Genomic DNA, 14,625 nt, shown 5'->3' with positions numbered 1-14,625 from the left:
ATCATCCCCCTGCCCGCACCAGATGCAAGCCTGCCCCCATGATCGCGAATCCGGCAAGAACGATCAACAGCAGCCCGTTCATGCGTCGCCGCATGCCCTGCGTTTCCGCGTCCCGCGCGACTTTCATGTTGGTGACGGTGTGGAACATCATTGCCTTGCGCGGAAAGCCGCTGCGGTTGGTCAGGTCAGGCGAACGCTCCTCGATGCGGTAACTCAGCCGGAACGCCTGGATGAAGACCGCCAGTATGGCGAGCGCCCAGACACCAGCCAGCAGATAGACCCCCGTCATGCCCTCATCTCTCGTATTTCTCGACCTTCTGCTCGATCGCGCCGAAGATCGAATGCCCAGCCTTGTCCTTCATCTCGATGCGCACCGTGTCGCCGAAACGCAGGAACGGCGTTTTGGGTTCGCCTGACACAATGGTCTCGATCATGCGCAATTCGGCGATGCAGGAATAGCCGGCGCCGCCGGCCGAGACGGGCTTGCCCGGCCCGCCGTCGAGCTTGTTGGAGACGGTGCCGGAACCGATGATCGTGCCGGCGGCCAGCGGCCGCGTTTTCGCGGCGTGAACGATCAGCGCTGGAAAGTCAAAAGTCATGTCGATACCGGCATTGGCCCGGCCGAACGGCTTGCCGTTGAGATCGGCGAGCAACGGCAGGCTGACCTTGCCGCCGTCCCAGGCATCACCCAGTTCGTCCGGCGTCACCGCGACCGGCGAAAACGCCGAGGAGGGCTTCGACTGGAAAAACCCAAATCCCTTCGCCAGCTCCGGCCCAGTGAGCGCGCGCAGCGTCACGTCGTTGACCAGCATCACCAGCCGGATCGCGGCACGCGCTTCCTCAAGGCTTGCGCCCATCGGCACGTCGTCGACGACGACAGCGACCTCCGCCTCCATATCGATGCCGAAGGCCTCGTCAGCCATGCGGATCGGATCACGCGGCGGGATGAAGGCGTCCGCGCCGCCTTGGTAGATCAGCGGATCGGTCCAGAAGCTCGCCGGCATCTCGGCGCCACGCGCCTTCCGCACCAGTTCGACATGGTTCACATAGGCCGAGCCGTCAGCCCATTGGTAGGCGCGCGGCAGCGGCGAGTGGGCGTCATGCTCGTGGAAGCGCTCCGCCGGCATCGCATTGTTCTCAAGCGATTCCGCTATTGTCGCGAGATGCGGGGCGATGCGCAGCCAGTCGTCGAGCGCCGCCTGCAGCGTGCGTACCAGGAACGAGGCGTCGGTGAAGCGTGTCAGGTCGCGCGAGACGACGACGAGTCTCCCGTCGCGCGTCCCGTCCTTCAATGTGGCAAGCTTCATGCGGTTTCCTCTCCTGCTGCAGCTTTGGCGCTGCTTAACCCCACAACAAGGCCGTCGCGGGCGATCGTCAAGTCGCCGGCCCATGTTTTCCTGACAGCGGCTATCCAGTCGGCATCGGCGATCCCGGGATCGTCGGCCGGAATGAGATGATTGAGCACCAGTCGCCTGACGCCGGCATCGCTGGCGATGCTGCCTGCCTCTTCGGCAAAGCTGTGGCTGGCGAGCAGATGGTCTTTCAGCCGCGCGCCATTTCCGGTCCTGGCCACCAGCCGCTCGATGCCTTCTTCCAGCATGGCTTCGTGGACCAGGATATCCGCGCCCCAGGCAAAATCGGCGAGCGGCGGATAAAAGGCCGTATCGGCGGAGAAAACCACGCTTTTGGCGCCATGCTCGAAGCGCAGCGCAAAACAGTCGGTCACCGGCGGATGCTCGACGCGCAGCGCCGAAACCGTCAAGCCGCCTTGTTCGACCACCTGGCCTTCGCCGAATTCGACGATCGAAACCAGCTCGCGGATATCCGGCCGGCCCTCGTCGACGATGCGGATCTCGATGTCGAAGTCCATCGCCTGGCAAAAGCGCTGCCAATAATGATCCGTGCCGGGCGGACCGAACACGTGGACGGGCGTCGCCAGACCCGCCGTCCAGGCGGTGTGGATCAGCGGTCCCAGTTCCAGCACATGGTCGGAATGCAGATGCGTGATGAAGATCAGGTCGAGCGCCTTCAGGCTGATGCCGGCATCGACCAAGCCCCGCGTGACGCCAAGTCCGCAGTCGACGACGACAGTACGCCCACCGATCTCGAGCAGCGACGAACTCGGCCACGGCCCACCCGGCCGCAGCGCCGGGCCGCCCTTGGAGCCCAGCAGCACCAGCCGGTCGCTCATCGGACGAGCCTCAAGACCAGTCGCCCTCGGGCGTGCCGTTGAAACGCTTCTTGAGGTCGGCCCAGCAGTCGATGTAGTTGTCCTGCCGGGTTTCCAATTCAGCTCCGTAGCGGGTCAGCATCTGCGGAAATCGGGTCTCGAACATGAACGCCATGGTGTTGTCGAGCTTGACCGGTTTCAGGTCCGCGCGCGAGGCCTTTTCGAAGCCAGGCGCATCCGGCCCATGGGCCAGCATCAGATTGTGCAGGCTGATGCCGCCGGGCACAAAGCCTTCTTCCTTGGCGTCGTACTGGCCGTGGATCAGGCCCATGAACTCGCTCATGATGTTGCGGTGGTACCAGGGTGGCCGGAACGTATCTTCGGCCACCAGCCAGCGCGGCGGGAAGATGACGAAGTCGATGTTGGCGGTGCCCTCCTCGCCGCTCGGCGCGGTCAGCACCGTGAAGATCGACGGGTCGGGATGGTCGAACAGCAGCGCGCCGACCGGCGAAAACGTCGCCAGATCATATTTGTAGGGCGCGTAGTTGCCGTGCCAGGCAACGACATCGAGCGGCGAATGGCCGATCTCGGTGACATGGAAATTGCCGCACCATTTCACCGTCAGCCGGCACGGCGTTTCCTTCTCCTCGAACCAGGCGCAAGGCGTCTTGAAATCGCGCGGGTTGGCCAGGCAGTTGGCGCCGATCGGGCCACGGTCGGGCAGCGTCAGCTTGGCGCCGTAGTTTTCGCAGACATAGCCGCGGACTTCCTTGCCGACCAACTCGACCTTGAAGACCAGACCACGTGGCAGCACCGCGATCTCGCCGGGTCTGAGCTCGATGACGCCCATCTCGGTGACGAAGCGCAGAGCGCCGACCTGCGGCACGATCAGCAACTCACCGTCGGCGTTGAAGAAATGATCGTCGACCATCGAACGATTGGCGACATAGACATGGGCGGCCATGCCCGTCTGCCCGAGCACGTCGCCGGCCGTAGTGATGCTGCGCATGCCGGCGATGAAATCGGTCGGCTCCTTCGGCATCGGCACTGGATTCCAGCGATACTGGCCAAGCGCCAATTCATGATCGCCTACATTGGGCGCGCTCTTCCACAAGGGATAATTCGCCGGCTTGAAGCGGCCGGTGTGCTTGACGCTCGCCCGGATCCGGTAGAGCCAGGAGCGCTCATTGGTACCGCGCGGCGCGGTGAAGGGCGAGCCCGAAAGCTGCTCGGCATAGAGGCCGTAGGCCGGTCGTTGCGGCGAGTTCCGCCCTTGCGGCAGCGAGCCGAGCAGCGTCTCGGTTTCAAAGTCGTTGCCGAAACCCGGCATGTAGGAAAAGGCCATCGCTTCCTCCCTGATCCAATCAGCGCGTCCTAGCGCGCTCTGATATTGACCAAACTGGTTTCATTTGTAACCATCTAAAATGTAACTATCAATTCTCTGACGCCTAGCCGGTACGGAACCATGGAAATCCTTGAACTGGAAACCTTCCTGCCCTACCGGCTCTATCGTCTTGCCGATGCGGTCAGCCGGGAATTCTCGAGGATATACAAGGATCGTCACGGCCTCACGCGTCCCGAATGGCGCACGCTGGCCGGGCTCGGACAGCACGGCACGATGACGGCGACGGCGCTGGGCGAACAATCGGCCATGCACAAGACAAAGGTTTCGCGCGCTGTCGCCGAGCTCGAACGGCGTCGCTGGCTGACGCGAAAACCGGACGAAAAAGACCGCCGTATCGAACATCTGACGCTGACCGGAACGGGGCTTGCCGCCTATCGCGAGATGGTGCCGCTGACGAAGGCGTTCGAACGGGATTTGCTGGCAGGGCTCAGCGCTGAAGAGCGCACGGCGATCGCCAGCGGACTGGCTGCATTGGAGACCAGTCTGGTCCCGAGCAAGGGTTAGCCCAAGATCAGGCCAATCACTCTGAACGACGGAGTTCGAGCGAGACTGCGTGGGAGTTCCCACCACAGCCAAAGCATAGCATTGGTTTCGATTTGATCGTGATTTGCGTTGTCAGGCCGCGTATAATGCCCATCACACCGACGGGAGGACTACGATGAGCATTCGCACATTAACTGTCCTGATGACGCTGCTTGTAGGCACCTGCACATTTGCGCAGGCGCAGCAGGCAAAGCCGATGTCGATCGAAGTGTTCCCTTTCGAATTGGAGGACAAGAGCGCCGGGGCGGGAATAATTCCCCCGGATGAATATGACAGGCGCTATCTGTCCGAATCGGCACAAGTTGCGAGGGACATGCTCTCCCAGTCCGGGCGTTTTACAGTAATTGATGTGCCGGCGAGAGATACAAAGGCTGCTGCGCCGCACGGATTGCGCAACTGCGCTGGTTGTGAAGGCCCGATCGCCAAGGAGCACGGCGCGTCGCTTGCCTTGCTTGGCGTCGTAACGCGCGTCAACCGAACAGAACATACTATGTTCATTCGCATCCTTGACGCCGAAACCGGGAGACATGTTTCGGAGGGGTTTACCGATCTTCGCATGGGTGCGAACTACGCGTGGCCCCGCTCCGCGAAATGGCTGATGAAAAACAGAATTCTGCGGTAGGGCGGCGTCTACCAGTCCATCACCACCTTGCCGGAACTGCCGCTGCGCATTGCATCGAAGCCGGCCTGGAAGTCGTCGATGCCGATGCGGTGCGTGATCAGGCCGGAGACATCGAGCGGGCCTTGCACAAGCGCGATCATCTTGTACCAGGTTTCGAACATCTCGCGGCCGTAGATGCCTTTGAGATGCAGCATCTTGAAGATGACCTTGTTCCAGTCGATCTCGAAGCCGGTCGGCGCGATGCCCAGAATGGCGATCTTGCCGCCATTGTTCATCGTGTCGATCATGTCGCGGAAGGCGGGGGCCGCGCCCGACATTTCGAGCCCGACGTCGAAACCCTCGGTCATGCCGAGCACCGGCATGACGTCGCGCAGCTTTTCCTTCGAGGCGTCGACGACATGCTGGACACCGAGCTTTTTCGCCAGCGCCAGCCGCACCGGGTTGATGTCGGTGATGACGACTTTTCGCGCGCCGACGCATTGCGCGACGAGCGCGCCCATGATGCCGATCGGCCCGGCGCCGGTGACCAGCACATCTTCGCCGACCAGATCAAAGGAGAGTGCCGTGTGCACGGCATTACCGAGCGGATCGAAGATCGCGGCGATCTCGTCCGGCACGTCATCGGGGATCGGCACGACATTGTGCTGCGGGATCGCCAGATATTCGCCGAAAGCGCCGGGACGGTTGACGCCGACGCCGAGCGTGTTGCGGCACAGATGCCCTCGCCCGGCGCGACAGTTGCGGCAATGACCGCAGACGATGTGGCCCTCGCCCGACACGCGCTGGCCGACCTTGTATTCCGTCACCGCAGCGCCGAAATCGGCGACCGTGCCGACAAATTCATGGCCGGTGACCATCGGCACCGGCACCGTCTTTTGCGCCCACTGGTCCCAATTGTAGATATGCACGTCGGTGCCGCAGATCGCCGTCTTCTTGATCTTGATCAGCACGTCGTTAGGGCCGATTTCCGGCACCGGCACCTCTTCCATCCAGATGCCCGGTTCGGCCTTGGCCTTCACCAGCGCCTTCATCATGTTCGACATGCTTTTGTCCCTTGAATCTCTTGATCCGGAATCGCTTTTCGATTCCGGCCTTTCAGGAAATGACCCCGAGTTCGCGCCCGACGGCGGCAAACGCTTCCACCGCGCGGTCGATGTCGGCGCTGGAATGCGCAGCCGACATCTGCGTGCGGATACGCGCCTGGCCCTTCGGCACCACCGGGAAGGAGAAGCCGATGACATAGATGCCGCGTTTCAGCATGCGTGCCGCCATCTCCTGCGCCAGCGTCGCGTCGCCCAGCATCACTGGAATGATCGGATGGTCGGCGCCAGCCAGCGTGAAGCCGAGCTTGCCCATCTGCGACCGGAACCGCGCCGCATTGGAATAGAGGCGCTGGCGCAAGGCATCGCCGTTGCGGACCAGTTCGAACACCTTGATCGAAGCGCCGGCGATCGCCGGCATCAGCGTGTTGGAAAAGAGATAAGGCCGCGAGCGCTGACGCAGCCAGTCGACCACCTGCCTCTTGCCCGAGGTGTAACCGCCGGACGCGCCGCCGAGCGCCTTGCCGAGCGTGCCGGTGATGATGTCGACCCTGCCCTCGACGCCGCAATGCTCGGCCGAGCCGCGGCCGTTCTCGCCGACGAAGCCGACGGCATGGCTGTCGTCGACCATCACCATGGCGTCGTATTTCTCGGCGAGGTCGCAGACACCCCTGAGATTGGCGATGATGCCATCCATCGAAAACACGCCGTCGGTGGCGATCAACCGGAAGCGGCAGTCCCTGGCTTCCTTCAGGCGCGCCTCGAGATCGGCCATGTCGTTGTTGGCGTAGCGGAAACGTTTGGCCTTCGACAGCCGCACGCCATCGATGATCGAGGCATGATTCAAGGCATCCGAGATAATGGCGTCTTCCTCGCCCAGCAGCGTCTCGAACAGGCCGCCATTCGCATCGAAGCAGGAGCCATAGAGGATGGTGTCTTCCATGCCGAGGAAAGAGGAAATCGTGGATTCGAGCTGCTTGTGCTCTTCCTGTGTGCCGCAGATAAAGCGCACCGATGCCATGCCGTAGCCATAGCGGTCGAGCGCCTGCTTGGCAGCATTGCGCAAACCGGCGCTATCGGCGAGGCCGAGATAGTTGTTGGCACAGAAATTCAACACCTTGTCGCCGCCGACCTCGATCTCGGCCGACTGCGTCGAAGTGATCACCCGCTCCGACTTGTAGAGGCCTGCCGATTTGAGCCCCGCGAGCTCGCTGTCGATGTGGGAGAGGAATGCTGCGGTCATGGTCGGCCTCGTTTGATGTGGGCTGACTGTCGTCTCGTCCGCGCGAAAAATCCATCGCAAAAACGACCGGACCGGTGGCAAGCAGCACGATGCGGCCCCGATGTCGATCATCATGCGGCCGCAGAAACGACGCCACGACAAAGGTTCTGGCCGATGACCGCTCAAATGCCGGTACGGCGCTAAACGAGCCGATAACCATTTCGCGATCTTTCCACGGCTGCCCCTCGCCGGGCAGCCGTCGATTTCCAGTCCTGTTAACGTTTGCAGTTCAATGGTGCTCATACAAGAATCCGTAGGCGAGAGGGCCGCCCCCGAAAATGTCGCAGCAGCCGGTGCAAACCGTTTCAGGCAAGCTCATACTGCTGATCAAGGCTGGCTATTGGCTGGCCCTGCTGATCATTGCGGCCATGGTGATTGCCTCCTTCATCCTGCTGCAGCAGATGATGGCCACCCAACAGCACAATCACACCTTGCTCGACATCGTCAGTACACAAAAGACGCTGTCGCAGCGCATCGTCTTCCTTGCCAGTGCAACGGGTGCCGGTTCACGCGACAAGCAACCGGCGCTGGTCAGCGCGCTCAAGCAGGCAACGGCGGAGTTCGAGACGAACTACGACCTGCTGCTCGATCAGACGGGAGCCGATCCGCAATCGCCGGCCAAGCTTGACCCGAAGTCGATCGAAAGCGTCCTTTTCGCCAAGCCGTTCCACCTCGACTATTTCTCGGTCGGGCTGATCGCCAATGGCGACCGCCTGATCTCGGCCTATGAATCGCAATTCACAGGCAATGGCGGCTACAAGGGCGGCGACGAGCGCGTCAATCTCGATGCCTCGGTCGCCAATGCGACCTTGTCGGGCTACGCCGCGCTCGGCCAGCGCATCACTGCCGATGCCGACGAACGTTCCGAGAAGCTGCTCGCTCTCCATCGCACGCTGTTCTACGCCACAATCGGCGTCATCATACTGGTGGCGCTGTTCATCTTCAGGCCGATGTCGAACGCCATCCTGCGCAAGACGCATGAGCTGATCGATGCCCGTAATTCCATGGCCTTCATCGCGGTGCATGACGGCCTCACCGGCCTGCACAACCGCACGTTCCTGACCGATCATTTCGACACGCTGATCAAGGGCACGCACCGGCGTCGCGAACGCCTTGCGGTCGTCCAGCTCGACCTCGACCGATTCAAGCAGATCAACGATACGCTCGGCCACGCCGCCGGCGACTATGTGCTGGTCGTCACGGCACAGCGCATGCGCGATTCCTGCCGGGCGTCGGATCTGTGCGTGCGCCTGGGGGGCGACGAGTTCGTCATGATTCTCGGCGGCGCCGGCGGCACCGAAGACATCAACATGCTGGCGCGGCGCATCCTGGCACACATCAACGAGCCGATCGTCTTCCAGGGCACGACCATTCTCCCAGGTGCCAGCGCCGGCATCGCGGTCTATCCGATCGACGCCGACAATGCGCAGGATCTGCTGGTCCACGCCGATCTGGCGCTTTACTCCGCCAAGAAGCTTGGCGGCGGCAACTTCTCCTTCTTCTCCGAGGAGCTGCGCCGCGAACTCGACTATCGCAAGCAGCTCGAGCACGACATCAAGGTCGCCATCGCGGAGCGGGCGTTCCAGGTCTATTTCCAGCCGCAGGTATCGCTGACCAACGGCACGATCAGCGGCATCGAGGCGCTGGTGCGCTGGAACCATGCGGAGCGCGGCATGATCCCACCCGGCGAGTTCATTCCGGTCGCCGAGAAATGCGGCTTCATGCCCGAGATCGGCCGCATCGTCATCACCAAGGCGATCAACGAGGCGGCCGAATGGAATCGCGCCGGCATTGCCTTCGGGCGGCTTGCCGTCAATGTTTCCGGCACCGAGCTGCGAGAGCACGATTTCGATGCGTTCTTGTTCGAGACGCTTGAAAAGGCCGGGCTGCCGCCGCAGAAACTGTCGCTGGAAATCGTAGAATCCGTCATCCTCGACGACGAGAAGACGGGCATCGCGGCCAAGCTGCGCCACATCAGGGCAGCCGGCGTCCATCTCGAACTCGATGATTTTGGCACCGGCTATGCTTCGCTCAGCCATGTCAACCCGAACGAGATCGACCGGCTGAAGATCGATCGCCGCTTCGTCCAGAACATCCATGAGAATGGCGACAACTCGAAGATCGTGCGCGCCATCACCGAGCTGGCGCGCGGCCTTGGCATCTCGATCGTCGCAGAGGGTGCCGAAACCGAGGCCGAGCTCGATTCCCTGATGGCGATCGGCTGCGACCAGGTGCAGGGCTACTCCATCGCCTTCCCGATGCCGCACGACAAGGCACTGGAATGGCTGACCGCCCGCATGCCCAAGAAGGCCAAGCTGACGGTGCTGCAAGGAAGCCTGGCGTAGGTACGGCCGGGTAGTGGGTCAGTTTGAAATTCTGGTATCTGGGCGCTTCAGTATTGCGGACTGCTCTTCGCGAATGCCTTCATCGTCGGATGGCTGAGGAAATGCGACGACAAAAGCTTTGAGAAGTATGTCCCCTTCTGGCTTATCGAGCCATTCAGCGCTGTCTCCCACGTCGAAGTAAACGCCGTCATCCGAGAAGCCGTATGTATCGCCTGCCGGCCGGGGCGAGCGCCGCCTGATAGCCGCCGCATGAACATCCCACGAAAGGGACGTAATGCGTTCCAAGCACTCGCGCGTCTCTTGGGTAAGTCTTGCCGCGATGTCCATTCATCCATGCTTCTTGTAAGGCCCGCGCACCAGCGGCTTTTCGGCTTCCTTCGCTTCGATCAGCGCAACGATGTCGTCGACCTCCCAAAGCTTGCCGGTCACGCCTGCGGACATCGCAGGCGTCATGCGCAATGTGGCATGGATGCGAACAAAATTGTAGTACATGAAGTGAAGTGCCACGGCGTTGGCGTGAGCCTCCACCTTCTTGGAAAAGCCATTGGTCAGACGCGTGAAGCGGCGCATGTGCATCCGCATGGTCAGGTTCTGCCGCTCGGCAAACGACGTGCTGACGTGCTTCCTGTCGGGGTTTCCTTCGACCTTCAATTTGCGGGAACTGATATAGCCAGCGGGGCTGTAGCGGCCCTTTGCGGACTCTGGCGAGTTGCCGTAAATCTTTACCAGCATGGCGTAATCGATATCCCCGCCGAATGCGCCCTCAACAGCCTCTAGATAGGCCTTGTGGCCGTCGCTGGTAAGCTGGACGCGATTGGCAAGGCGCTTCGCCAGATCGTCCATGAAGCCCATTGCATATTCACTATCGCGCCCGCCGACCAGCCACGACATGACAAGCTTGGTGTCGGCGTCTATGGCAGTCCAGGTCCATGTGTCACCCGCCCATTCCGGGGCGGCTGCCGCTGTCGCAACGTTCTTCTGCTTCGCGTAAGTGAAACTCCAAATTTCGTCCACCTGAATGCGACGGCTGGTGAGGTTGCGAAGGGTTTCATCCTGATATTGCGCACAAACCGCGCCTGCATCCGACAGAAGCTTGGCGACCGTGTTTTTGCTCATGCCCATAACGCGCGTTATGGCACGGATGGACTGCCCTTCGCAAAGAAGGTGCAGGATTTGGGCGCGGGTCTTGTTGTCAAGCTTGTTCATGCCCTCAATATAGGGCATGCGCTCTCATCGGTCAAGCATATAGGTCAGTTTGAATGTCCATCGACATGTGAATTGTAGGCGTCGAAAAATATCTTCTTCAGGCCGCGTTGGTCGCTAGGGTCTTCCCAGTTAACAAGATCGTCTGAATAGCGCTCCAATAGCGTGATATTGTCTATAACTTCCTGCCGGCGCGCAGGCGCGACGGCGTAGACACCAATCTTGTGGATGTTCCCGTCATATGATGCGGCTGCTCGGTCAAGAACAACCGCCTTAAGCGCTGCCTGCGCCAATTGCGGATGTGCTGACCGCAAATCGAGAACAGACGCGACATGCAGGCGGGAATTCAGTTGGGCGAAGTCTGCCTCTAACCCAACGTCTACTCGGTAATTCCTGACGACCTTGCCAGTTGCAAGTGTATCTTCCTTTGTCGCCAAAATCTTCGCTCTGCGCAAATCTGCGCTTATCTCAGCGACAATTGACGTATCCTCTTTGGGTTTACGTGAAGACGGCCTAGCGATAATCGCATCAACGATTTCATTTATGCGAGCATCATACTGTTCTTGGTCAAACGCCTTGAACCAACCGGAAGCCGAAAGCAATATCTCGCCCTCCGCAGCATTCAGGTAGATTAGCCGTTCCTCAATATTTGCCGATGGATCGTCCACTGCGCGCAAAGCCTTCGAGTAAGAATCAATCAAGGCATCCCACGATTGGCCGGTCAGGGCGCGTATCTTACGCGATTCAACGACTTGAATATCAAGTCCATCCTCTTTCAGAACCACCAAGCCGATATTGACGCGTTCATTCCGCCGCGCGTCCGGGGCAGCTTGGAGAATGGCATAACTATAAACACGATCCATTTTTTATGCCCTCCTCTACTTGTTTAATACGCGCAAGTCGATCAGCAGATTCCCACCAAGAGATGATATCGTCTTTTCGGCTTTTCGTCAACCAACTTGCCGGCTGTTCGTGTATAATTTGAAGAATTTGAGAACTCTTAATTTCCGTTAACTTCTTGCATACATGCTCAACCTGCGCCTGGACAATAAAGTGACCAAAAAGCTTTAAAAGAAACCGCAGAGCTATTACCGTTTTTGCGCTACTGTGTAGTGGTATAGGGGGTAGTGGAAAGCCATTCCAAAGCCACGCTTGGGAGTAATCCATAGCAATTACCGTGTGGCCAAAGTTTTGTTTCCTGACGATGTAGTTTCTCAGATGCCTGTCAACGTTGTGCACAAACAAATCAAACGCCAATATCCTCGAAAGGGTCGGCGCCAGAAGAGAAAAATCGATGTCGCCGGCATGGGCACGAACCCACCAGAAATCGACAGGCCCGGTTCCAGTCTCGACGCCACTTTCCCAGCGTGAACCGAAACAATCTTGGCCATTGTTTTTCACTATGCGTATCGGCGGGGAATTGATGCCGGCTAGTTCACCAAGCCGAGCGCAGAAATACTCTTGGTGCGGTAGTGAGGGGTTGGGGATAGCGCCTTTGACAGCGTACTCCGAGCCGTCATCACATCGACAAATCATTGGGGGGTCAGCAGTGCCGGTACTTTGCACGCACCATAGAGTTTCGACGCTGATCCCAATAAGGTAGGGAGACTGTCCTACTTTGGCTTTCCCCATCGCGATGATGCTGCCCGCTTGGCTATATCACGGCGACGTTCGGGCGATAATGACTCCGCCCTCGCCGCACCCCCCTTTAGTCCGCCTGATCTCCCTAGAGAGGCCATTGGACTTTCCGAGGGCACGTTATCACTTGCGGTGCCGGTGGCAATGTCTGCAATCAATTTAGCCAGTTCGTTGGGATCGCGCGGGCGCTTTGGAGACTTCATTACAGCTTCCTTGCTTCCCCGGCCTTCATGCCCAGCGACTTAGCTTCCAACATGACGTCTGGACCGCTATCCAGAAGGGTCAACCCTTGTTCAGGGAGCAGCGCACCAGCTTGCGCAAATGCATCGTCAAGGGAGTCAGCAATGGTAATGATTCTTACCGTGCGCAGGCCATCAGGCCCAGACATATCGGTCCGCGCGTGTTCGAGAAGGTAGCCATTGGTCGATTTGATCATCCCTCCAATATGGCATCCGCGCGCGTCACTTCAAAGGCTGAATTTCAAACTGACCCACTACCTACGGCCGGGCTGCCTTGACAACCGCGTGTGAAGATGGCGGCCTTGTCGTGATCGCAACCGGATATCGGGGCTGATGACACCGTTTCGATTTGTCCTGGCGGCAGTTTTGATTTTTGCGGCCCCCGCCCTAGGGGCCGATCGCACAATCTATCTTACCTTCGACGATGGGCCGCTGAACGGCACAAGCAACATCCTCGATGTGCTGGAAGCCGAGCAGGTTCCCGCAACCCATGGTCGGCATGCACGCACAGGCTAGCGCCACCAACAGAGCGCTCGTCCAGCGCGCCAAGCAACTTCCTCTGGTGACGCTCGGCAACCACAGCTACAGCCATGCCTACAATCACTACCGGCATTTCTATGGCGACACCGAGGGTGTCGTAGCCGACATGGTACGGGCAAACGCGGTGCTCGGGTTGAAGCCCGTGGTGCATGCAAGGCTGCCGGGGCGCGACGTGTTCAGGCTGCCCTCCATGTCGAAGAACGACACTTCGCTTGGCCTCGCCCAGGAGGGGCATGAAGAACCCGACTACGAATTTGTCGCGGCCTCAGGCTTCTATCTCTACGGCTGGGACCACGAATGGGTGCACAAGGACAACGGCGAGCCGGTGCAGAGCGTCGACCATCTGGTCAGCGAGATCGATCACCTGTTCGGCTATGGCCGCTTCGTCAAGCCCGGCAAGCTGATCCTGCTGATGCATGACGAGATGTTCCAGGATGGTTTCGACGGCAAGACGAAGCTGACCAATTTGATCACCGCGCTGAAGCTGCGCCGTTACACCTTTGGGGCAATCCAGGGCTACGACGACTGAGCCTTGTCCTGCCTTAGTCTAGCTTTCCACGTTGGCCCGCAACGCCGCCAACACCTGCGCGAACTCCGCCAGACGCTCGTCGGTCAATCCCACTCGCAGCCGCTTGTCGAAGACGAGCGCGGCCTTGCGCAGTGTCTCGAACATCGCTTCCCCGGCCTCGGTCAATTCGACCAGATGAACGCGGCGATTGGCGGGATCACGGCGGCGCGTCAGCAGGCCCTGCGCCTCCATCGCGTTGAGATGGTGGGTCAACGTCGCGCCCTGGATGCCGATCATGCCGGCGAGTTCACGCTGATTGGCAAGCTTGCTCGACTTGACCGACAGCAGAGTGAGCCAGACCGGCAGCGTGCCGCCGACCTCAACCAGGGCAGCGTCGAAGGCTTGGGCAACCAGCTTGGCGGTTCGTCCCAGATTCATGCCGACTGGCGGGCGTTCGAAGGGTGTCATTGCAGGACACTAGACGGTGTTTTCCGCAGAGGGAACCGGCTGTCTTTTATACATTGACATCTAATCATTCGATATCTAACTTTGTGCGCAGTGGCGGACGCGAGAGGAGATCCGATCATGCAATATGTCTACATCGTCGTTATCGGCCTTCATGTCATGGCAGGCGTATTCTGGGCGGGTACGACCATCGCGGTCGGCCGTGACCCCGATATCCGGGCGGAACGATTCTTCCGGCCGCAGATGGGCGCTGCCGGTCTGGTTTTCCTGACCGGCATACTGCTCTGGTATTTCTTTCACGAGGGCGTTTTCGGCTCGATGGAGAAGGTGCTGGCGCTGGGCATCGTGACCGCCCTGATCGCCGCCGGCGTGCAAGGCGCGCTGGTGGGCTCAGCCAGCAGGCAGCTTGCCGGTGCCGATGCGGCAACGGAAAGCCAGTTACGCGCGAAGATGACAAGAGGCGAGCGCATCGCCGGGGGGCTGCTGGTGCTGACCGTGCTGTGCATGGCCACCGCCAGAATGTTTTGAGCGCCGCCACGCAGCACATCCACAGAATCGTACGTTGTCTGGCGACGAGCCAATGACGTGCGGGCGCGCTGCCAGACCGAAGTACACGGGCTCTCGT

General features: G+C 60.1%; 16 protein-coding genes and 1 pseudogene. 5 read left to right on the top strand and 12 right to left on the bottom strand.

Annotation, left to right across the window (positions count from 1 at the left end):
- Nucleotide 1: 1 nt before the first annotated feature.
- The 4 genes from EOA16_RS11525 to hmgA are packed head-to-tail and all read right to left on the bottom strand — an operon-like array spanning nucleotide 2 to nucleotide 3,515.
- Nucleotides 2-289 carry a hypothetical protein gene (locus tag EOA16_RS11525; protein ID WP_127258051.1) on the bottom strand — a complete coding sequence of 96 codons (288 nt, stop codon included), beginning with the start codon at nucleotides 287-289 and terminating at the stop codon, nucleotides 2-4.
- 4 nt (nucleotides 290-293) lie between these two features.
- The gene (locus EOA16_RS11520) at nucleotides 294-1,307 is read right to left on the bottom strand and encodes a fumarylacetoacetate hydrolase family protein (protein ID WP_127258049.1); all 1,014 of its coding nucleotides are present in this window, start codon (nucleotides 1,305-1,307) and stop codon (nucleotides 294-296) included.
- The gene (locus EOA16_RS11515; RefSeq protein ID WP_127258047.1) at nucleotides 1,304-2,191 is read right to left on the bottom strand and encodes an MBL fold metallo-hydrolase; all 888 of its coding nucleotides are present in this window, start codon (nucleotides 2,189-2,191) and stop codon (nucleotides 1,304-1,306) included. The genes EOA16_RS11520 and EOA16_RS11515 overlap by 4 nt, the downstream gene beginning before the upstream one ends.
- A gap of 10 nt (nucleotides 2,192-2,201) precedes the next feature.
- Nucleotides 2,202-3,515, bottom strand: a complete 1,314-nt coding sequence (gene hmgA / locus EOA16_RS11510) for a homogentisate 1,2-dioxygenase (RefSeq protein WP_127258045.1) — start codon at nucleotides 3,513-3,515, stop codon at nucleotides 2,202-2,204.
- 120 nt (nucleotides 3,516-3,635) lie between these two features.
- Between hmgA and EOA16_RS11505 the strand changes: the two genes are divergently transcribed.
- Nucleotides 3,636-4,079 (top strand): MarR family transcriptional regulator, encoded by a 444-nt coding sequence (locus tag EOA16_RS11505; RefSeq protein WP_127258043.1) that lies wholly within the window; start codon nucleotides 3,636-3,638, stop codon nucleotides 4,077-4,079.
- A gap of 154 nt (nucleotides 4,080-4,233) precedes the next feature.
- On the top strand, nucleotides 4,234-4,740 hold the full coding sequence (locus EOA16_RS11500; protein ID WP_127258041.1) for a DUF2380 domain-containing protein: 507 nt from the start codon (nucleotides 4,234-4,236) through the stop codon (nucleotides 4,738-4,740).
- Between the two features lie 8 nt (nucleotides 4,741-4,748).
- Here EOA16_RS11500 and tdh read toward each other — a convergent pair whose 3' ends face one another.
- Nucleotides 4,749-5,783 carry an L-threonine 3-dehydrogenase gene (gene tdh, locus EOA16_RS11495; protein WP_013533376.1) on the bottom strand — a complete coding sequence of 345 codons (1,035 nt, stop codon included), beginning with the start codon at nucleotides 5,781-5,783 and terminating at the stop codon, nucleotides 4,749-4,751.
- Nucleotides 5,784-5,835: 52 nt separating this feature from the next.
- The gene (locus tag EOA16_RS11490) at nucleotides 5,836-7,023 is read right to left on the bottom strand and encodes a glycine C-acetyltransferase (RefSeq protein WP_127258039.1); all 1,188 of its coding nucleotides are present in this window, start codon (nucleotides 7,021-7,023) and stop codon (nucleotides 5,836-5,838) included.
- Nucleotides 7,024-7,340: 317 nt separating this feature from the next.
- Here EOA16_RS11490 and EOA16_RS11485 point away from each other — a divergent pair, with 317 nt between their 5' ends.
- Nucleotides 7,341-9,407, top strand: a complete 2,067-nt coding sequence (locus EOA16_RS11485; RefSeq protein ID WP_127258037.1) for an EAL domain-containing protein — start codon at nucleotides 7,341-7,343, stop codon at nucleotides 9,405-9,407.
- 18 nt (nucleotides 9,408-9,425) lie between these two features.
- Here EOA16_RS11485 and EOA16_RS11480 read toward each other — a convergent pair whose 3' ends face one another.
- From EOA16_RS11480 to EOA16_RS11455, 5 genes are all read right to left on the bottom strand, one after another.
- The gene (locus EOA16_RS11480) at nucleotides 9,426-9,734 is read right to left on the bottom strand and encodes a hypothetical protein (RefSeq protein WP_127258035.1); all 309 of its coding nucleotides are present in this window, start codon (nucleotides 9,732-9,734) and stop codon (nucleotides 9,426-9,428) included.
- Entirely contained in the window at nucleotides 9,735-10,613 is an 879-nt protein-coding gene (locus EOA16_RS11475) for a helix-turn-helix domain-containing protein (protein ID WP_206517332.1), read from the bottom strand.
- A 44-nt stretch (nucleotides 10,614-10,657) separates the two neighbouring features.
- Complete coding sequence (locus tag EOA16_RS11470; RefSeq protein ID WP_127258031.1) at nucleotides 10,658-11,473, bottom strand: DUF3037 domain-containing protein; 816 nt, start codon at nucleotides 11,471-11,473, stop codon at nucleotides 10,658-10,660.
- On the bottom strand, nucleotides 11,457-12,242 hold the full coding sequence (locus EOA16_RS11465) for a HipA family kinase (protein WP_127258029.1): 786 nt from the start codon (nucleotides 12,240-12,242) through the stop codon (nucleotides 11,457-11,459). The genes EOA16_RS11470 and EOA16_RS11465 overlap by 17 nt, the downstream gene beginning before the upstream one ends.
- Before the next feature lie 208 nt (nucleotides 12,243-12,450).
- Complete coding sequence (locus tag EOA16_RS11455) at nucleotides 12,451-12,684, bottom strand: hypothetical protein (RefSeq protein ID WP_127258025.1); 234 nt, start codon at nucleotides 12,682-12,684, stop codon at nucleotides 12,451-12,453.
- 133 nt (nucleotides 12,685-12,817) lie between these two features.
- Between EOA16_RS11455 and EOA16_RS11450 the strand changes: the two are divergent.
- Nucleotides 12,818-13,556 (top strand): annotated as a pseudogene (locus EOA16_RS11450) (polysaccharide deacetylase family protein).
- A gap of 18 nt (nucleotides 13,557-13,574) precedes the next feature.
- On the opposite strand, the gene EOA16_RS11445 reads toward EOA16_RS11450, so the two are convergent.
- Nucleotides 13,575-14,003: a MarR family winged helix-turn-helix transcriptional regulator gene (locus EOA16_RS11445; protein ID WP_127258023.1), complete on the bottom strand. Its 429-nt coding sequence runs from the start codon at nucleotides 14,001-14,003 to the stop codon at nucleotides 13,575-13,577.
- 117 nt (nucleotides 14,004-14,120) lie between these two features.
- Between EOA16_RS11445 and EOA16_RS11440 the strand changes: the two genes are divergently transcribed.
- The gene (locus EOA16_RS11440) at nucleotides 14,121-14,528 is read left to right on the top strand and encodes a hypothetical protein (protein ID WP_127258021.1); all 408 of its coding nucleotides are present in this window, start codon (nucleotides 14,121-14,123) and stop codon (nucleotides 14,526-14,528) included.
- Nucleotides 14,529-14,625: the final 97 nt, after the last annotated feature.

The sequence above is a fragment of the Mesorhizobium sp. M7A.F.Ca.US.008.03.1.1 genome (assembly GCF_003997495.1).
Lineage (GTDB): Bacteria > Pseudomonadota > Alphaproteobacteria > Rhizobiales > Rhizobiaceae > Mesorhizobium.
Note: the sequence above shows the minus strand (reverse complement) of the source record. Positions and strands in the feature narration are given on the sequence as shown.